This window comes from Paenibacillus sp. NPDC101420 (assembly GCF_050277435.1).
GTDB lineage: Bacteria > Bacillota > Bacilli > Paenibacillales > Paenibacillaceae > Paenibacillus_AQ.
On record NZ_JBNNSE010000006.1, the window covers coordinates 74,215 to 94,590 of the forward strand.

The 20,376-nt window shown below is 46.3% G+C and carries 11 protein-coding genes; 8 read left to right on the forward strand and 3 right to left on the reverse strand.

Going from position 1 to position 20,376, the window contains the following annotated elements:
- Nucleotides 1–25 precede the first annotated feature (25 nt).
- Genes ACQKMP_RS23255 through ACQKMP_RS23265 form a run of 3 tightly spaced genes read right to left on the reverse strand, consistent with a single transcriptional unit; the run spans nt 26 to nt 2,934 of the window.
- Nucleotides 26–1,804, reverse strand: coding sequence for a hypothetical protein (locus tag ACQKMP_RS23255; RefSeq protein ID WP_427471275.1), 1,779 nt, complete (start codon nt 1,802–1,804; stop codon nt 26–28).
- Between the two features lie 58 nt (nt 1,805–1,862).
- On the reverse strand, nt 1,863–2,789 hold the full coding sequence (locus tag ACQKMP_RS23260; RefSeq protein WP_427471277.1) for a hypothetical protein: 927 nt from the start codon (nt 2,787–2,789) through the stop codon (nt 1,863–1,865).
- Nucleotides 2,782–2,934 (reverse strand): hypothetical protein, encoded by a 153-nt coding sequence (locus tag ACQKMP_RS23265; protein WP_179086680.1) that lies wholly within the window; start codon nt 2,932–2,934, stop codon nt 2,782–2,784. The genes ACQKMP_RS23260 and ACQKMP_RS23265 overlap by 8 nt, the downstream gene beginning before the upstream one ends.
- Nucleotides 2,935–3,139: 205 nt before the next feature.
- Here ACQKMP_RS23265 and ACQKMP_RS23270 point away from each other — a divergent pair, with 205 nt between their 5' ends.
- The 8 genes from ACQKMP_RS23270 to ACQKMP_RS23305 all read left to right on the forward strand — a co-directional run bounded on the left by ACQKMP_RS23270 (nt 3,140) and on the right by ACQKMP_RS23305 (nt 20,174).
- Nucleotides 3,140–4,957, forward strand: coding sequence for a vWA domain-containing protein (locus ACQKMP_RS23270; RefSeq protein WP_052404158.1), 1,818 nt, complete (start codon nt 3,140–3,142; stop codon nt 4,955–4,957).
- A 61-nt stretch (nt 4,958–5,018) separates the two neighbouring features.
- The gene (locus tag ACQKMP_RS23275) at nt 5,019–8,408 is read left to right on the forward strand and encodes a tubulin-like doman-containing protein (RefSeq protein WP_042185099.1); all 3,390 of its coding nucleotides are present in this window, start codon (nt 5,019–5,021) and stop codon (nt 8,406–8,408) included.
- A gap of 4 nt (nt 8,409–8,412) precedes the next feature.
- Nucleotides 8,413–10,815: a transcription initiation factor TFIID gene (locus tag ACQKMP_RS23280; protein WP_427471279.1), complete on the forward strand. Its 2,403-nt coding sequence runs from the start codon at nt 8,413–8,415 to the stop codon at nt 10,813–10,815.
- Between the two features lie 331 nt (nt 10,816–11,146).
- Nucleotides 11,147–12,418: a vWA domain-containing protein gene (locus tag ACQKMP_RS23285; protein ID WP_042185102.1), complete on the forward strand. Its 1,272-nt coding sequence runs from the start codon at nt 11,147–11,149 to the stop codon at nt 12,416–12,418.
- Between the two features lie 22 nt (nt 12,419–12,440).
- A complete protein-coding gene (locus tag ACQKMP_RS23290) occupies nt 12,441–13,082 on the forward strand; it encodes a hypothetical protein (RefSeq protein ID WP_042185104.1) in 642 nt (213 codons plus the stop codon).
- An 84-nt stretch (nt 13,083–13,166) separates the two neighbouring features.
- Nucleotides 13,167–14,429 (forward strand): hypothetical protein, encoded by a 1,263-nt coding sequence (locus ACQKMP_RS23295; protein WP_042124368.1) that lies wholly within the window; start codon nt 13,167–13,169, stop codon nt 14,427–14,429.
- Nucleotides 14,426–17,386 (forward strand): glycosyltransferase, encoded by a 2,961-nt coding sequence (locus ACQKMP_RS23300; RefSeq protein ID WP_427471281.1) that lies wholly within the window; start codon nt 14,426–14,428, stop codon nt 17,384–17,386. The genes ACQKMP_RS23295 and ACQKMP_RS23300 overlap by 4 nt, the downstream gene beginning before the upstream one ends.
- Nucleotides 17,387–17,594: 208 nt before the next feature.
- The gene (locus tag ACQKMP_RS23305) at nt 17,595–20,174 is read left to right on the forward strand and encodes a DUF4430 domain-containing protein (RefSeq protein ID WP_427471283.1); all 2,580 of its coding nucleotides are present in this window, start codon (nt 17,595–17,597) and stop codon (nt 20,172–20,174) included.
- Nucleotides 20,175–20,376 lie beyond the last annotated feature (202 nt).

Consider the following 20,376-nt stretch of genomic DNA (forward strand, 5'->3'; position numbering starts at 1 on the left):
CGACTAAGCAGTTATCTCATATATTCTACTGTCCAAAACTCATACTACCCACGGATTCTACCACAAACACAGGCACATATTGCTCTCCCATTTCCGTTCCAACAAGCTGATAACCGTTCTGATATTGACCACTAACTAACGCGTTACCTGTAACGGAACCCAAGTCTCCTTGAAGCAAAATATAAACCCCATTCGAGTAAGCCAGCATATTACCGAAGTTTTCTGCGACGATTTCACAGTGAAAAGATACCTTTTCAAAAGGATGAAGCGCTACATCGGAAGCTGAAATTACCGCATACTCCTGAACAATCTCAGCAAATTGATAGCTGCCATCTACTTTACGATAACGTGCCGTCTGTCCAACGACACCGTCTCCGAGATCCGCGTTAGATACGAGTAAGGAATCATCGGACTGCAGTTCATAGCTATCTCCAGACACTGAAAACAACTGCGAAATACTATCCGATTTCATTTCATATGCTGTAAAAAGGGTACGTCCACCTTCGACCTCAGATTCAGCCAGAACCACGGGGGCACCAGAACCTGAAGAAGCAGCAAGCTGGTCATTAAAAGTTAGACTGCGCAGACTCTCGAATTTTGGTAAAATATTTCCAGTTAAAGTTATGACACTTTCGTCGCTATTCATTGCTGCATAATAGAGGACACCATTGCTATCCGTTCCAGCCACAATGACCTTCTTATCGTGTAGTCCCTTGCTGGAGATGACGTTCCCATATCTGCCTTGCTCTTCACCGCCCGGGAGAAGGCGCACAGGCTCGGCAATATTCCAAGCCAATCTTGTAGCGGCTATGATTGAAGAAGTATCCTCTAACGGAGCAAGATCACTGTATAGCTGAATAGCTTCAGCATATTGACCTTTACTGGTCATGCGCTTGGCATTTTTAAGTAGTTTAGCTTTACTAGTATCTACTAAGGTTAGTACTTTGGATGAAGTAATCCCTGCCGATCCTGCAAAATTACGATAAGCAACAGCATGCCCAGCAAAGGCGGTGATGTTATCGCTCTCTAGATCTTTGTTCAGGATGATCTTTCCGCTACTTTCTGCCTGCCCAAGTACCCATGGCGCTTCGTAACTATGCTGGCTGTAAGCATTCATCATGGAGAGGGTGCTCTCCAGCATGCCTGTAAAGTTTCCTGTGCCTGCTAAGGCTTTTAGTTTAGCTGTATCATGACTTTTGAACTTGGAGGCTAGCAACTCCTCCTTGGATGCAGCGCTTCCGTAATAGGCATCGGGAATCTGCAACAGATTCCATTTAAAAGTGTCTTCTTCACTCTTGTTTCCATCTTGGCTCTGAGCAAGTTCGGTAAGAAACTGCTCCTTAAATTCTCGGAAGTAGGTTATGAACTGGTCAGAAATGCCTGAATCGGTCGATAACTGGCGATAATAGGATTCATAAGGACCACCGGGCTTCATATATGTAGCTTTTAAGCTGAGGAGAGTATCATAACTTTTCATAAATCCGGTGAAATCTTTAGTCGCAGCTTGTGCTTTAGCGGAAGATACCAAGGCCTTCAAACCTTGGCGGATGGCCGTGATTGGTGACAGCTCATCAAGTCGCTTCGCAACCTTTTCTTCCATATAAAGAATGGAATGGTTTGCCGCCGCTAGGCGATACTGATTCTCTGCACTTATCAGATCGCCAGCAGCATAGAGACGGTCGGCTTCCTTGGTTATTTGTATTTTGTCGGCGATGAGAAAAACCTTCTGTCCAAGCATCACAAACATACTTATACACAAAATGATCATAAAGTTTCGCAGGGTTATTAATTGTTTGAACGTCATATAGAGTAGCCTCTTTTTTCAAAATATAAGAAAGCATAGTTTCACATCATTCTTTATTCTATTGAACTTCGGGGTCCCAGCGGTATTTGGCTTCACGAATGTCCGCTACTCTTTGGTCCAAGCCATTCCACGGTTCATGGGGATTAGCAGCAATGAGTTTGGATAACCGCATAAAGCGGTCTTTAGGTAGATCTTGCACGTATCGGCCGATCATACTGGAGTAGAGCAGGGCATAACGCTTCATTCTTACTGCAGCTCCGGCAACTCCCGTAAGGATGGTCATACCATTATTCATATGACGAATTTCTACTTCATAGTTCTTTACGTATCGTAGTGTACGATCTTTGATCAGATCAGGACGGACTTTAGCGATCTCGCCGATATATTCGGCTAGCAGCGGCTCGAAATCCTTAAGAAGAAGCTGCTCCAGTTCTAAATCCATATCCTTGCGAAGCAAAAATCCATGCAGCAAGGCGATACGCTGCCGTGCGATCCGGTCACCACGAAGCAGGATGGAGAGTTCGCGCAGCTTCTCGTAGGCAAGCACATCATCCTCACGGAGTACGGAGACAGCCTCCTGACGGTTGATCTCCAGTCCCTCTTTGATGATGCCAATCCCTCGGTCAAGCAGCTCGTTAAGAGAACGAAGATTCTCGTTCTGCCGTGCTTTTCGCTGCGTATAGTACAATAGTCCAGCGAGGAGAATCCCTCCGGCACCGCATAACATCATCTGCTCTATGCTATTCCCAAAATAGACGGAAGCTAGTGTAAGCAGTAAGATGAGTAGGAGGCGCGTATGCATTTTTCTTCCTGCAATGGATGCAGCTTGCTTCTCTACCGTAATAAGCGAGTCTTTACCGCATTTGGTGCATCGATCTTCACCGAGAGCAGTGTATTGTCCGCAGTGGCGACAAATACGAAGCTTGTCATAAGCGTAACGAGGAGCCTTGAAAGGGCGAAAGGTAACAGGTCTTTTCTTATTCACGGCCTTTATCGCCTCCGTTCAAAGCGGCCAGCAGGCGGTCGTTAATATCATCTCGAGTTAGTGGTTTACGTTGGCGTGCAGCATAGATGGAAATCTGAATTACGACAATTAGGAACGTAATCCCAAGAATGACGTATGAAATCATGGAACAGTCCTTTCTCATAGACGCCTCGCAGTCTGGATGGCTCATAGAATGATAACTCTATGCATCATTGCTACTTTGGTCCGGCGGTCCTAAAGTTGAAGTTTACAAGGTTTAATTATATCATAATGGCATACTATTTACAGATTTTAGCGACAGTGCTGAAGCTGTCATATGTGCCTAATATAACACAAGAGGAGCCCTATTTATGCTTCGTAAATATCAAAGTAACAGAACAACTAAGACACTTTTTCAACGTATCTTCCCGGCATTACTGCTGGCGCTATGTCTTGCTGCCTCACCTTTTGCAGCGGTTCAGGCCTATGCGGCAACGTCGGCGCAATCTCACATTGATGCGGTGCTTCTTATCGATGTCAGCAACTCCATGAAGACTAGTGACAAGAACAAAGTCGCGAACGAAGCGATGAAAATGTTCATAGATATGCTATCCACCCAAGGTGATAAAGTAGGTATTGTTGCCTATACCGACAAGGTACAGCGGGAGAAGGCCCTGCTGGAAATTAACTCAGAGACAGATAAACAGGATTTGAAGGATTTTATTGATGGACTGGACCGTGGAGCTTATACCGACATTGCTGTCGGTGTGGAAGAAGCTGTGAAGGTGCTCCAGAATGGTAGCGATCCGAAACATGAGCCAATCATCGTAATGCTAGCTGACGGCAATAACGATTTCAACAAATCAACAGGCCGGACGCAAAGCGAATCGGATAAAGAATTGAATGCAGCCGTGGAAATCGCTAAGAAGAATGGCTATCCCATTTATACGATTGGTCTTAACGCAGACGGCAAGCTGAATAAACAGAAACTCGCTGATCTGTCCACTGAGACAGGTGGTAAAGCATTTTCGACGGACTCCGCAGATGATCTTCCGCAAATACTTAGTGAAATTTTTGCTAGTCATCTGAAGTTAAAGGTAGTACCTGTGCAGTCGATCACTGCAAATGGGGATTATCAGGATGTGACTGTCAACGTGCCTAACGGCAGTGTTTTGGAAGCCAATATCTCAATTATGTCGTCACAGCCTGTGACCGCGAAGCTAACTGATCCTTCAGGAAATGCTGTCGCCATCCCGTCCAAGGATGTTGTGCTGTCGAAGTCTTCTACTTATAGCTTGATCAAGCTGTTGTCACCGCAAGAAGGAGATTGGAAGCTTCAGGTCAAAGGTGTGCCAAAGGATAAAATTGATATTAATCTAGTTTTTAACTATGATTTGGAGCTTAAGATCGATGCGTTGCCATCAGCAACCTATAAAAAAGGTGATAAAATTGATATTACCTCTCACCTGTTCAGCAATGGTACTCAGGTAACGCTCAGTAATTTGTATCAAGATATGAAGGCGGTACTGCTTGCTACAGATATCGATACAGGTGATGTACAGGAAATCGAACTGGATAACTCCGGGGATGTTTTTAAGGGCACCTTCGAGGTAAAAGAAAGCCATGACTATGAGCTGAAGGTTCGTGCAGAGGAAAGCAGTTTCTATCGTGAAAGTGCTCCTGTAAAAATCAGCGCGAAGGCAGGTGGCGCTGCAACTACCAGTCCTTCGACAGGAACGGGCAAAGAAGAACCTCTGAAAGAAGCTTCATCCAATACCTTGTATTACATTATTGGTGGTATTCTTCTGGTGTTGGCAGCCGCTGCCGCATGGTATGTGCTGAATAAGAAATCGGCACGTGGTTTTGTTGGACAGCTGGTAATTGAGGTTAAAGACGGCAATACGGGTGAAAAGACCTACCCACAATATAAGAAACTTGCTGGATTCAGAGGCAAGTTCACCCTTCATCAGCTGCTGCAATTAGCGCCTGAGCTCAAGGAAAGCGAGAGCATTATTTTCACACCAGCTAAGAATGACCGATTGCTGTTACGCAGTGGAGAAGGTATTACTGTAGAGAGATCCGGACGTGCTGCGGATGCCTCGCGTGGTCTTGAGCTGAAGAGTGGTGACCGCGTTTCAGTGTCCCTGCACACGGTAGATAAGACGATTTATCTCGAATATTTAGTATAGAAGTGGTTTTGCAAGAAATCTGAAGTACAGCTTCCGCAAAACTTTTAGGAGGATAAAGCATATGAAACCAGTAGTAAGAGAGCATATACAGCAATTGGATGTATCACTAGGCGGCGGGATTGTCAGCGATAAGATCAGGGTGGATACGATTGATAATCCGATCCTGATTATTGGACTAGGCGGCACGGGCATTGATGCCCTGCTGCGTCTTAAGTATCAGATTAACCGCCGCTTTAAGCTGCCAGAAGATCCGATATCCAAGAAGAAGCGGGACAAGCCGGATAATGTAGAGTTTCTAGCTTTTGAAACGAATGAACAGGATCGCGGAAAGAAATACAAAGGGATCGGACTCGATCCACAGAATGAATTTGTATTGCTGGCGAATGCTGAAATCGGCGGATTGCTGCAGAACCGCAGTATCCTTGATTCGTACATCACGGATTGGCTGTCACCCGAGCTGAGTATCACAGATGGTATGAACGGTGCCGCTGGTGTGCGGCAGGCTGGACGTCTGCTCTTGTTCACCAAGATTAATCAGGTTGTAGGAGCGATTGATAAGAAGATCAAGACCTTATCTGTAGGCACGAACAAAAAGCTGATGGTCTTCCTTTTGACAGGTCTGTCAGGGGGTACAGGTAGTGGAGCGTTCCTTGATATTGCCTATATCGTACGCGGTATTATTGAACGTGATTATGGATCAGCCGGTATTGACCGAGTGAACACACTGGGTTATCTCTTTACACCGGACGTGAACCTGTCTAATAAAAGTCTAAGTGAGCATACGCGTGAATATATTCGCAAGAACGGTTATGCGGCGCTAAAAGAGCTGGATTACTGGATGAATGTAGATAGTCGTGGGGAGCGATTCCAGCAGCAATACGGGAATATTTTGACGGTAAACTCTCCACTGCCTCCGTTTAATTTATGCCATTTGATCTCTGCAACGAATACCGAAGGTAAGCTGTTAGAGAATGCGTATGATTACTGTATGAACGTAACGGCTGAGAACATCACGAACTTTATGGCAAGTGAAGAAAAGCAGTCTGGTGAAGAATTCGCCATCCATGACTATATCAGTAATATCCGCACCAATATTGCGCAGATGAATAAGACTTATCCAGCTAACTATGAGTACAACATTATCGGCGCCTCGTCTGCCGTGCTTCCGATTGAGGAAATGACGACTTATCTGGCCTTCCGCTTGTTTGATAAAATGGAAAAAATGTTCCAGCAGGCGCCTGGTCAAGAGGATGTTGAGAAATTCGCACGTAAGCTTGGGATTGATCTCGACAGTATGATTAAAACCTTTGAATCCCGTGTGCCTGAGCCATTGCCAGGATACGAGAACAGCGAACGCTTGAGTCATGCCAATGTAGTCAAGAATCAAGTGGTAAGTATGGATACAGAGCTGGAGCAGAACTTCCTGGCTCGTGCCCGTGAGGAATATATTAAATCGAAAAAGCAGCTGCCTGGCGAAATTGTTGGACGTTTCAGTGAAGAGCTGGAGCGCATCTTCCTGCACCCAGAGCAAGGGCCGTTCTACGTTTCCCGCCTGCTGTACACAGAGAAGGGCTTCTGTATTTTGAAACTGATTCAGTCTTATATTGAGGCTTTACGTGAAAGCTTGCTGCGTCTGCCACGCGATATTGAGACGGCGCAGGACAGTGCGGATGAGAAGCTGAGCGATGCACGCAGTGCTTTTGTATCCAAAGAGAAGAAGAAAAATGCCTATATTGACGCTAAAATCAATGAGTATTGGCTGCATGCCGATGTAGAACGTACTGAGCAAATGATTCAATTTTATGAGGACTTATACGAGCTCTTAAACGATGAAAACAGCCGGATTTATGGTGTATTTACGGAGATTCTTAGTGCGCTTAGCTCGATTTTTGCCAAGAATGGGGACATCCTTATCAATGGTGAAGAGCAAGCGGATTATAAAGGAAACAAAACTTATTATTGGAACATTGTTAACGTGCCGGATATTTCGGCGACGATCTCCAAAATCATGGATCAGAAGGACGGCGACGACCTGATTCGCGACTTCACCCGTGAAATGCTGAAGCATTCCGGACGTTGGGTTAAGGAACAGGAGATTGATATCGTTCGCTCGATTTCAGAGTTCCTTAGTGATAAGTTCGGGGATCTGATCACCCGTTCGATGGAAGATTTCCTTGTGATGAAATTCGGCCATGAAGAGCCGCTGGATAAGTTCGTAGAGCGGATCATTGCCGGTAAATTGGACGAAGAGGCTGTGCCTACCTTCCACCTTAGCAACAGCTCGGGCAGCTTGCATTTCCCATCATGGGGCTTCGTTTCCGTACCTGTTAAAGCACCTGGCATCCTGAAAGGGATTCGTAATTATCAGAATAATGCGCTTGGCAAATCACAATTTACAATCAAAGAAAGCCAAGTCAAAAACCGTATTTTCTGGCTTAACACCCGCAACGGTGTGCCACTCTTCGTATACACGCCACTGCGGGTGTTTGAAGAGAACTATGAGCGGACCATTCTAGATAAGGAAGGGATCGGCCGCCATCTGGTGATGACGGATAAGAACAACTGGACGTATCTGCCTTCTCCGATTCCGGAAAAATCATGGGGTGACACCTACGTCAATTCTCGTGTACGTGATTATAACGCACGTGTACGTGCAGACTTTGCAAAGGCGTTGGCAAGCGGAGTGATCATCGAAAAAGGTGTAGACGAGAATACAAGCAACAGATACTCTGTTGTGTTCACGAAACCATTTGATATGGATGCTCTATTGAGTGGATTTGATATGCAGTTAAATTCTTCACGTCCGAATCTCGGAGAAGTGAAGAAGGCGGCTGATGAACTTAAGAATCTGCGCGAGAAGGGCTTGGAACGCGAAGGCATTAAAGATATTTTTGGCAGCATTAACAAAGAAATGGCACAGGAGAATTTAATTCGTTCACCGCAGCTGATTTCTCGTGTTCGTGTTGAGCTAGCTAAATATGCTGAGCTGACTGCAAAAGCAACGGAGCTTGAAGGGCTGCTCCATCAATATCTGGACGAAGACAAGTGGATGGACCAATTCATCGAGGCGTTGTACACGGACAGCATTATCAAGAAAGGCGCACTCTACGTTTATGATCGTGATGAAGAAGAGGACGCTTGGGAGCCGTTTGCCAACTTGATGAAAGAACGTAGCTACGTGGAATATGCCGTGTACCGTCATTTCCGGGAGCTGGATGAGAAGAGCCGCAGCGTTCTACTGCGTAAGGCAGCTCGTCGTGCGAGTGAAATGACTGCCGCTGAAGACGTAACCCCATTGCTCTATAAGCTGGAAGGGCTGTATGTATCCTTCCTTGAAGCACGCGACAGCTTGGAGTATGAACGGGTAGAGTATGAGAGCGGCGATGAGATGTATAGTTTCTACAAGAGTATGACTAGCAAACTCGGCAGCATCCGCAGAAAGTTGAAATAGGCCTATGATCAAAACACTGGCATTATCTTATGGTGAACAATATGCGGTACAGGAAGAGGCACAGCGCAGTAAAGGGGATGGACGCAGCAGCATCCATTACCCTGCCCTGTTTCTGTTCGTAGGCGACAAGGTTGCTCCGGCCATCGGTCCGGTGCTGGATAGCTGCGAACGAAAATGGGATAACGCCGGCGGTGTTATGGCATTGCATGCTGTGTCAGGCACGAAGAGTGAGGACACAGACAGAAGTAAGAGGGGCTCTGATGCAGGAGGAAAAGACCGGGTGCTGGCCATGGCCTTGCCGGATATGGCAGGGTCAGATCCACGCACTGTGCGTCATGAACTTTACCGCAAGTTTCATGAGGATAAACGTTATCTTGCTGAAATGAATAAAGTTATTCGGCGGCTGAGCAACAGTATAGCGGATTATGGACGGCTATATTCATCTTTTGACGTGATCCATCTCTCTATCATTACGCGGGTCGATGACCCGCTTAATGTATTGTTGCCAGAAATTACACTGCTGGCTCGAGCAATACTCAGCCAGTCCTTCAAGTCGGTACAGACGGATCTCTACGCTTTAATCAATGAGCGGGAGCAAGGGGATAATTTTGGATATTCCAGCTCAGTAGGGCTGGCTTTTCTGCGTGAATTGGACAGAATGCAAGCTACGGACTATACGTTTAATGCACCGCTACTTGTAACCGAGGATGGTCTGTCGATTCCAGTGAGTCATGGTCCTTCCGCTTTATTTGACCTTGTGTATCTGCTCTCCGATAAGAATGAGCGCGGCATGATGTCGGCTCACGGCATGGATGATAACTATGAGATCATCTCCCATATTAGCCTACTTAAGAATCGTGTCCGCCCGACTTCTGATCAAGCTACAGGACACGGTGGTTATAACAATATGACCTTCAAAAGCGGTATTAGAGGTAGCACAGGAAGACAAGGCTACGCCTCCGCAGGCTTTTCTGGCGTGAGAAGACCTAATGTCCAAATTGCCTTGGCCGTGCTGTATCACGCCTTCCGGCGCCTTGCAGCGGATATGCGTGAGGGTAGTCCATGGACTATGCGCGAGCGTCAATCTCTATTAGGGCTGGATCCTGATAGTTTGCGGGAGCATAGGGCGCAGCTAGTCCCGGAGAAAGACGGCCTTAGTGAAATGACGGGGCTAATGAGCCATGGACGTCCGTCCTACAATGAGCTGAAGCAGTTGTCACTTCGTGAAGCTGAACAGCAGCTGTTCGGTGATGGGGGCGAAGCTTATTTCCGTAATAATTTTGTCGCAGAGTCTAACCGGAGAGTAGAAGGCATTCATCCTCTTCGTGGATGGCGCACCCTATTGGCGGCACAGGAAACAGCTACGCCAGCAGTAACATTCTATCAGCTTGCGGAGTGGACAGCTGATCGTGATGAGGGTGGCAGTGTGCTGCATGCTTTGCGTCAGCATATGACAGGATTGCGTTCAGCACTTGTCTCCGCGCAGGATGAGCTTGAGGATCTTTATGCGGAAAGTGTGGAGCGCCAACCGTTCCAGCGTGTGCCGCTTTTTGACAAACGAACGGTACGCAACTTCATTCATTACTTATTCTCTGCGGTATATGGCAAAAAATATGAGCTATTATGTATGGAAAGTGAGCTTGCGCTATGCAGTCGTTTGGAATCTGCGCTTGAGCAGCTTCACGTGGAATGTGTGGCCCGTGTGAAAGCTATGGAGACGCTCGAAGAAGAGTTACGTATTACTGTGATGGACAGCATTGGGCGAACGAACGAAACCACTGGCCAGAACGTGATGGAATACTATCGAGTTGTCACAGAAGAAGTAATGAAAGAGATCGAGACCCGGCGTGGGCCAGGAATATTCTTTAGTGACAAGTACATGGGTAGCATTTCTAAGCTTTTAGAGCAAGGCAAAGAAGCGGTAGCGGAGCGTTTGATTGGCATTTGTCAGCGGGAAATATTAACGGCTGATCCGTTTGCTCTATCTTTCGAAGAAGAATTGCTGCGGCGTGCAAATGTTGCGGCTGCTTATGAGAACCGTCAGGTTCTATCCAAGGAAGAGTTGTTCAAGCGTCTGTACCATAATCTGGAGGATAGCGCGACGATCAATGTTCGTCTGTTCGAATACACGCAAGAGCATCGTCATGAGGAAAAATATTTCTTCGGAGACAGCGCATCTGAATTCCTGCGCTATGCATTTGGTGTGGATGAGACGACCCGCATTTATCGCTTAGGCTTTGTGCATGAACAGCGCAGGAGCGGAGTGGAGAAGCTAAATCTGATGGGTGGTTTCCATTTAGAAGACCTGCTCTACTACCGTAATGGTAAGGTTTATTATGAAACCTATGCTCAGAATGGCTATCAGCTTCATGGGGTGAGTGAAGAGCAGCTTCCCGAGATGCGCTGATGGCGTAATAGATGGGTACCCTCACTTTGAGTCTCTTTATTGCATTTTGTGCAATAGAATCATCGGATATAACCTTTAATTAGAGTTCTGTTGTATTTGATACAATAGATTTAAGTAGATTTCTGGAATAGGGACATTTCTCCTTATTTCCAATGCACATTATGCAATAGAATAGAAATAGATGTTTCTTTTATTCCATTCTATTGCACAAAGTGCAATCTGGGGGATGATTACACATCCGGGCAGCCCGTTAATCGGGCTACATAACCCCCGAACAATGTTAAGGCCATAAGAGTACAATTCAGGTTTCTCCCGGAAAGGAAGTATAACGATGCAGAGAAAAATCAATCTGCTCCTGCTCTTCTTCAGTCTGATCGGCGGCGGGGTCGCCTTTCTTTTTGGCGAGTGGCTGCTAAGCTGGTACAACGATCTGCCTTCCATCTTGCTCGTAGGCATTTATTTTGCCATAGTAGCACTCGGTATCGGCATCGGTTGTCTGCTTGCAGAAATGATCTCGCCACGGCTGAACGGAGCCTCGTGGAAGCAGCGCTACCTAGGTTTATCCTGGAAGCTCCTGCCTCTGATGATTGTCCTTGCACTTGGAGTTGGAGCATTAACAGAATTCGTTTATGAGCTGAATTTTGGCGGTGCTAAACCGGTTAAAAATGTTGTAATGGCTATCGATGACTCTGGCAGTATGGCGCAGAGTGATCCTGATAACAGCCGTTATTCAGCCGCTAAGGCGTTAATTGCGAGAATGGACAATGACAATCAGGTAGCGGTGGTGACATTTAACCACGAAGCTGTAGTCGTCCAGCCGTTAACACCACTCTCGGATTCGCAGAATCGTGAGAAGGTGTTGACTGCCATTGATAACTTGAAACCAACTGAGGGTGGCACGAACATAAGTGGTGCGATCTCGGAAGCACTTAAGGAGATAGACAGTGACGGCAGAAAAAATCAAGGCGCTATGGTCATCTTGCTGTCGGACGGAGTCAGTAATTTCGACACCTCACGAGAATTACAGACCTATATAGATCGTGGCATTGCCGTAAATACCATTGGTCTGGGGATGCAGGATCCTGCCGGTACCCAGTTGCTGCAGGATATTGCGAAAATAACGGGCGGTCACTATTATGATGTGACAGATACGGCTCTTTTGGGTGATGTATTCCAGCAAATCTATGATCGTTTGGGAGATCGGACATTGCTTACGGTGCGTAGTGATGCTACGGCAGATAGTCCATACTATGCTGCAGTTCGTATTTTGTCGCTGATGCTAATCGGTGCTGCACTTGGACTCGGTCTTGGTATTATGTTTGATAACCGTCATTTAGCAAAAAGCTTCGGGATTGGCGGCGTAATCTCAGGGTTGTTCGCAGGGCTTATTCTGGAATTTGGACTTAGCGGGCACAATTTCACTGACGGCCTAATTCGCCTCCTTGCTGTTCTTATATTGGCTGCAATCATCTCATTATTTACAGGCGTCATTCCGGTAGGTGAAGGACGTATTTACCGTAATAGAAGAAATAATGCAGCTCCTAATCCACCGTCAGAAAGCTTTCCTGATCGACGGAGAAATCGGAATAGCAAAGGATTCTAGTAGTTGAAAGGGGTTTACAGTAATGAGGTACGCCGAGGATAATGCTTCCGCTCTGGTAATAACGGATGTGACATCTCAAGTGGATGAACGGTTCTGTACGCTGAGATGGCGCTGGCCGGACGGCGTGCAGGCGGTGTACATTCATAAGACCTCCGCAGAAGAGGCTTCTATTGGCACCGGGGATATTCCTCCGGTCGGAATGAAGCTCTACACTCGTGAGGAATACAAATCTAACAATGGATACCGTGATCGATTGGATGAGATCGGCCTAGTCTCCTATACCATATACGCTCGCCTTGCTGAGAACGGAGAGACACTGCTGGTGAGGCAAAGTGACGGTGCGAACCGTGTGGTGGTCAGTGCAGGCAAAGCCAGAATCTATTATTCCGTTCAACAAAAAAGAGGATTATTCGGAAAACAAAAGACCGTACATATGGCGATTACGGCAGAAGTTCCAGTGGCTCGAGATGTCCTCTGTTATGTTAAGAAACGGGGAGGACATCCGGCAGGGAAAGAGGATGGTATTCTCTTTCCCTTTGTACAGGATTTCGCCCCTGGACGCAATGTACTCCCGCCGATTGAGATCGGTAAGGATGATTTTGTACGCATCTTTTTCACCGACGGTCCTAAGTATGGGCTTTATTACGAGCTGGTGCCGGAGTAAGATCAGTCTATGCGTACAAGCGAGTGTTGGACAATGCCTGTCCATAGCAAGATACGCAGATACAACTTTTGGGAGGATGAGTAGATGTCTTTTTTTAGCCGTTTTATGAAAAAGAATCAGCCGGAGCCAAGGCCGCTTTTTTATGATATTGTGTGTCCGTATTGCTTCACTAAGTTCTCTCCGGAGGATGTAGTCTTTCGGGCTATGCATAGCCGAGAGGACGATGAGAATTACGCGCTGGGCGAGGATGATGCCTTGAATAAATACCGTGAGCGCTTTGGGCTCGATACGGTGGATGACATAGAAGCAATCATTAATCCGGCGGATATTCCGGAAGAATACCATCATTATACCGATCATGTGTTAACAGGGCTTACGGATCGTTATGGAGTGCTTACACGCAGACGGCTATGTCCATCTTGCCATAACGAGCTGCCTGTGACTGCAGGTAAGGTTCCAAGTAACATTATCTCGATTATCGGAGCTTCCCAAGTCGGGAAGTCGGTATATATGACCGCGCTGATTCATACCTTGCAGCATACGACAGCAGGTCATTTCGATGCCGCTTGTATGCCGCTCAACGCGGAGATTAGCCGTAAGTTCCGTACGCTCTATGAAGAACCGCTGTTTGAACGCGGGGATCTGCTAGCTTCCACACAGAAGGAGAAAATGCAGGAGCCGTTTATCTTTCAATTTGTTTTTAAGGATGAAGAAAAGCCGCCGCTGACACTTGTGTTCTTTGATGTAGCGGGTGAGGGCATGGTGGATCAGGATTATCTCGGACTACACGGTCAACATATTAAGAACTCTGCCGGTATTCTGTTTATGGTCGATCCGCTGCAAATCCGTTCGATCCGTGAGAAGATTCATATTAACATCGGTGATCGCCCGGGCGAATGGGTCTCGCAATATGACGAGCCGCGTGATGTTGTGCTGACGATGTTCGGTGATTTTATTGCCTATCAGGAAAAGAGCAAAACTGACATTCCAACAGCAGTCGTTCTTGCGAAAAGTGATATGCTGCATTCGCTGAAGGATGAGGATGGCGATTACATCAAGTCCAACAGTAATGTGTTCAATAACTATGTCCATCGCAAAACATTGAATATGGATGAATTCCATAACATCGACGGAGAAATCCGCAGATTTATTGGTAAGGTGGACAGACCTTTTAAAGATACGATGGATGTGTACTTCTCGAATACGGGCTATTTTGCGGTATCTGCGTTGGGCAGTAATCCTGTGAATCAGAAGATTGAGGGTGTAGTAAGCCCGATTCGTGTAGACGAGCCGTTTATTTGGCTGCTGCATAAGCTGAAGTATATTGAGGGGAGCGACGGCCCGTGAATGTTTTCTCAGGGTCTAAGATCGCCCAACAAATGTATACCCGCGAACGCCGCGGATTATTTCGTTCCACTGAAGGTTTTGATACAGTAGCGAAATCGGATAGTCTGGACAATAATTTTATCAAAAAAACACTGCATCCCTTCTGTCTTTACGATGCTCCAGCAGAGCTGGCCGCGCGTGGGGAGAAGGATGAGACTCTATATCCTAGTGCGCTGCACCTGTTCCATGCAGAGAATGGCGACACGGTTCTTGGGACGAGTCGTTATCAAGCGACGGATTTTACGGGCCAGCGGAGCGCCTTTTTTGCACATAACTTTGTAGTTCCGGCCTCACGTTCAGAGGAGATTATTCAGAGCTACGGGGACTTTCTGCATGCTGATTTCGCAAAAAGTTATGAAGGAGAGCTGGGCGGAACCTTGCCGGAGCTGTCTGCTATTCCAGTTATACGTACGGATCGCCGACCTGATCCTATAGCGGGATTACGCTTGCTAGGGATTGATGAAGGGATATTTAAGGCATTGCTGCAAGCGGTGATGCTCTCTGTGGCAGGTAAGAAAAAAATCTATATCGCTCTAAATGTACCTATCACGGAGCTGTCCGCACGTACGGTGGAGCTTACAGAGATTTTATATAGCGTGCTGCCGTATGAATTCCGCCGTAGATTAGGCGTGATTACGTATGCGAATGAACCGCAAAGCCGTAAATATATTCATCTTAGCTTTGTGGAAAAAGGCTCGCTCCGTCCCGGTGATCGCAGCATCGAGAAGGACTTCACATTCGATTTGGTTTCGGGTCGGATGGGGAATGTAGATTTTGGCGAGTCCCGTCAGCCGTATGCTGATCTGGTTTGGAAGCTTTTACTTCTGAATCCAGGGGATCTCGACGATTTCGTAAGTTTTGCCGATCAGATCCTTCGCGGAGAAAGTCCTGAGCATAAACTATCGCTCGCTCTCTATAATGAGTTAGCCGTATTTTATGAGATTGAGCAGGGGAATGAGCACTTATATACAGAGAACAAGAGCGCGGTGCTAAGTGGTTTACTCTCTTATCTTAAAGCGGAGGGGGCGATTCATTCCAGAATCCGACTGAATGATATTTTCTTGGAGCGGTTCGACCGAGAATTTGATTTAGTCCGGCAAAGGAATGTCCCGGATCCTGCAATTATGGAGTGCTTTAAGGATTATTTTGTGCTCAAGGATCATAATTACAAAGTCAGAATTGTTGATTATTTCATTAATGGTATGCTTCATAGCGTGGAAGCGGGACGCAAAGATGTTCTCAATGCAGCTTACGGTATCATTGAGAGTAATGATGAGCTAAGCGCTGCTTTTTTTCAACGGGTAATGTCTGAAGCGTATTTCCGCAAGCAGTTATTAGAACCTTATATGGAATCAAGACTAGTTGCTGCATCTAAATCTGTGGACATTCTGAATTTTGTACTCCATTGGGGCCGTTTTCTGCCAGCTGCGTTAGAGCAACCTTTTGCTCAGGATGCAGTAAGGGATTATTTGCTAGAAAAGCTACAACTGGAGACTGATCCGGTTGCTGCGGTGGCGGAAATTCATGGCACTGTAGATAAAGCGGAGAAAGATCGACGTAGAGGGACAGGCGTATCTTCTAAAGTACTCTCGCTCATGCAGGATCTGGCAGCATCTGCAGACAGATTCTTGCTGAACCGGCTATCCCTCACTGAAATGACGCAGGAGGACTTACTGGAGGTTGTTTTCTTACGTTATGGCAATGTCGTGGATTGGCAGCCGCCACTAGATAGAATTAGCAAGCAGAAAGAAAATGCACTCCGTGCTGCTTATCGCTGGTTTGGTGAAGAGAAGCCGAATGAAGAGATTTTTGCAGGCTTATCTCCAAAGGAGCTGGACGATGTACAACTGCTCGGTCGCCGTTTACTGAAGGAAGCCCGAGTGCTAGAGCCTTTTGAACGTCTGCCTCTAGCTTTCTACTACACCAGTCAGCGCGAGGGTGGTCCACTGGATTATGACGCACTCTTGGAATTAGTAAAGCATAAAGCCGGTACCGATAAGGATGTTATCTATCGATTTTTTGCATGGTCTCAAGGAAATTCTTTATTTACGATATCGAATAAAAAGCTTTATCCGGGTTACCGCCGGGCGATTCTGAAGTATTTCCAGAGCAGTGACCGCGAAGCCTTCAAGAATCGTGAGTTCCGTAAAAGCTATGTTGCTACAGCACGGCCTGCTCTTCAAAATGTGTACAATGAAGCTCGCTCCCAGCTCGCTTCCCCGCTGGCGCGCTGGATCAGCCGCAGTCGATTTCGACTCCTGATCTCCGGTTCCATCACGGGCATTCTGGTGATTATCGCAATTATCGTATTCAGTATGCTGCGTCCGGATGATCCAAAGACGGCTCTGCCGGGGACAAGCCCTGAGCCGACACCCGTTCAGAGTGCAGGCAATGAGCTGCCTCCGGCTTCAGTATACTTGAAGGATCAGAGCGTCGAAGGAGATAAGGGGAGCAGCATATTGGTGTTCACGTTTGCCAAAGCTGATGATTGTGTGCAATTTAATCCGACGGAGATTAGTCTGATGACTTCATCCAATGTGGTGGATAAGAGCTTTAAAGTCGCTGCTAGCCATGGAACTTGTCCAGTTCCGTCAGCGGATGCCACAGGCGCTAATTCTGAACCGGCTGAAGGTGCGGACGCTACTAACTCAGGAGCCGATGCCACACCTTCTCCAACGCCTTCATCTGATGCGGAGAATAACACAGTTGATCCATCCGCGACATCTGTCACAGAAGGGGTACAGCCATCCTATCAGGTGGAGGTTACCTTAGAACCGGGAGCGACCATCGTAGAGAAAAGTATGATCAAGGCGGGAAGATTTACATTGATTGTAGATCCCGCTCCAAAGGATACACTGGGTGTTAACTCAAGTGCTGAACCTTCTCCAACTGCAAGTCCGGAAGGAACAGCTGAATAAAGGAATTTCTGATCAGCAGGACGATGCCGAAAGGTTTGGTTCTGCTGTTCTTTTTTTGTTACTCATACAAAGCTTTTCTATAGACATGCTATGTATTAATAGATATGATTATGAAAATAAGGTTATACCGCCCTTTATAGGGGCGGTCTTTATGTTGTGCGCTCTTATTTTATGTAGTATCCATTCCTTTATAGAAAGAGGTTGAACAATGAAGAAAATAGTCACCTCCAAGTTTTTTGTACTTGGACTGGCCATATTCATGGTCATTTCAATTTTAGGAACATCCCTTGCTCCGGCAGGAACCATCTTCGCAGAGGCAGGTGTTAGCACCGGACTAGATGAATCTAGCGATGCAGCTGCTCAGGCGGAGCGAATTAATGTTGCGGATGCGACCTATACAGCTGCAGAATTTATTCTAAAGGGTGGCGTGCAGTCGGATTGGCAAGCGATTGGGCTGGCTCAAGCGGGATACAAACTGCCAGCAGGTTACCGTCTAGCTCTTGAGAAAAAGGTGAAGGATGCAGAGGGGAATTTCGCGAGCGTAACGGATTATGCGAGAATCGTACTCGCAGTAAGAGCGGTAGGTGCTGATCCTACCAACTTTGCTGGAAGTGGAACAACACCTGGCTATAACTTAATAGAAAAGATCTATAATCATGACAAAATCAGTGGACAGACACTTAATAATCCAGTATATGCTTTGCTCGCACTGGACTCTGGTAAATATAACATTCCATATAACGCGAAATGGACAGCGGATAAGCTCATTGCTGAGATTCTCTCCAAGCAAAATCAAGATGGCGGCTTTGCCTTAACGACAGGCGCTAGTGAGCCAGATATGACAGCGATAGCTTTGACCGCTCTAGCGGCACATAAGCGTAATCCAGAAGCTTACACAGCAGGGCTACAAGCCGTATCTTGGCTCTCTAATGCTCAGGATAGTCATGGAGGTTACGGAGATAGTGCTGAGAGTGCTGCACAAGCTATTCTAGGTCTCACATCCTTCGGTGTAGATCCAAGTGGATTAGAATATACCAAGAATAAAGTGAATCTGATCGGTAACCTGCTGACCTACCGTCTAGCTGACGGAAGCTTCGCTCATAGCCGTGGCGGAAGCAGTAATATTCTAGCTACTGAGCAAGGCCTTCAGGCGCTTGTAGCCTACAATCTACTCTATAAAGGCAGTAATGGTAAGTTATACGATTTTTCTAAGTCATCCGTTCAGAATGCCTTAATCTATGCACCTGTTACTGTAGAGGGTCCTAAGAGTACTTTAGCACAAGGATATGGATATGCTAGCAACGTGCTTGGTGCATTAGAGAAATTGGCTCTTCAGACGAATTTGCCGATCACGAATCCTTCCGGTGCATATGTCACAGGAATTGGAAACATTCCCGCCGGAAGCTATGGCGGCTATGACGGATGGATGTATGCCGTATCCCGTAACGGTCAATGGATCAACCCTGATGTTGGAATGAGTGATTTTGCGCTTAAAGATTCAGATCAGGTCTTGGTTTATTATGCTGGAGATGATACTAAACTTGTAGATTCGGTAACGGTGTCCAAAGCAAGCCTAAAAGAGGGCGATTCTTTTACTGTAGTAGTGACTAGTAAGACATGGAAATGGGATGCTGTAACGAATACATCCTCCCCGGTAGCTGCCAAAGCATCTGGCGTTCAGGTCCAAATTGGAAATCGCATCGTAACAACAAATGCTAAAGGCGAGGCGCTATTCTCAGGGAATGTTCCAGCAGGTGATTACAAGCTGACTGTAACAGGCTATCGTGAAGGAAAAGCGCCATCGATAGCTAAATATACTCAAGATCTAAAGGTAATTCCTAAGCATGTAACGGCTTCACTTACCGTTGAGGGTCCGCAAGGACTGATCGGTGAGGGGACTTTAAAGGCTTCCAATGCGCTTGAAGCTTTGCAGCAATTGGGGTTATCCAATGATTTTAAAGTAGATATCACGAAATCGTCGTATGGTAATTTTGTATCGGGTATTCATGGAGTTACTCAAGGCCTTTATGATGGCTGGTGGAGCTTCGTAGTATGGCGTAGCGGTGAATGGATCTATCCAAGTGTGGGTATGGACGCTTTTGAATTACAGGAATCCGACCGTGTTCTTGTATATTATGCCGGAGAAACCACACAGGTTGTTGATACTGCGGTTGTATCCTCTGCACAGCCGAAGCCGGGTGAAGCTTTCACAGTAACAGTTTCTCAGAAAAAATGGGTGTGGAATAAGGATACCTTTACTTCCGATCCAGTGACTTCTCCAGCCGCTGGCGTGCAGGTCTTGATCGGTGATCAGAAGGCGATCACAAATGCTAAGGGTGTAGCTGCATTTGACCAAGGTCTTCCAGCGAATACCTATACGATCATTGTTACCGGATATGCTAAAGATAGTGTCCCTAGTGTGGCGCGTTATACTCAGTCACTAAACATTGCTTCAGATGTTATTGCTCCTGTTAAAGCTACGGCTACCCTTTCAGTCGTTGGGGATAACAAGAAGGGTACGGTTCTGAACAGTACAACAGTATCGCTAAAAGAAGGTGAAACGGCTTATAGCTTATTGATTAGTCAATTGGGCGATAAGGTAGTATCATCCGGAAACGCTGGAAGTAAATACGTGAAATCTATAGATGGTTTGTCCGAATTTGATGGCGGACCTAGCAGTGGATGGAAGTATAAGACGAATAGAGATGCTGATCCAAGTATCAGCGCGGACAGCTACATTTTAGAGAACGGTGATATATTATATTGGTACTATTCATCGGGTGAATAAGTACGATTGATTATTGTTAGGCGGACACTACGATTCGGAGTATTAGCGGATCGAGTGTCCGTTTTTTTGTTTTCGTTCGTTGCATTATTTGACAACAGAAACTTTTTTTCGACATTTTATTCATGATTTTATTTAAAAATCATCACACTATTCGCCTTTCTTACCGATAAAAATAGATAGTTAGTAAGATCATGTGAAGGCG

Coding starts and splice junctions, on each gene's coding strand:
- ACQKMP_RS23305 (WP_427471283.1), top strand. CDS start 17,595: ATGAAGAAAATAGTCACCTCCAAGTTTTTTGTACTTGGACTGGCCATA.
- ACQKMP_RS23280 (WP_427471279.1), top strand. CDS start 8,413: ATGATCAAAACACTGGCATTATCTTATGGTGAACAATATGCGGTACAG.
- ACQKMP_RS23265 (WP_179086680.1), bottom strand. CDS start 2,934: ATGATTTCATACGTCATTCTTGGGATTACGTTCCTAATTGTCGTAATT.
- ACQKMP_RS23295 (WP_042124368.1), top strand. CDS start 13,167: ATGTCTTTTTTTAGCCGTTTTATGAAAAAGAATCAGCCGGAGCCAAGG.
- ACQKMP_RS23290 (WP_042185104.1), top strand. CDS start 12,441: ATGAGGTACGCCGAGGATAATGCTTCCGCTCTGGTAATAACGGATGTG.
- ACQKMP_RS23255 (WP_427471275.1), bottom strand. CDS start 1,804: ATGACGTTCAAACAATTAATAACCCTGCGAAACTTTATGATCATTTTG.
- ACQKMP_RS23275 (WP_042185099.1), top strand. CDS start 5,019: ATGAAACCAGTAGTAAGAGAGCATATACAGCAATTGGATGTATCACTA.
- ACQKMP_RS23285 (WP_042185102.1), top strand. CDS start 11,147: ATGCAGAGAAAAATCAATCTGCTCCTGCTCTTCTTCAGTCTGATCGGC.
- ACQKMP_RS23270 (WP_052404158.1), top strand. CDS start 3,140: ATGCTTCGTAAATATCAAAGTAACAGAACAACTAAGACACTTTTTCAA.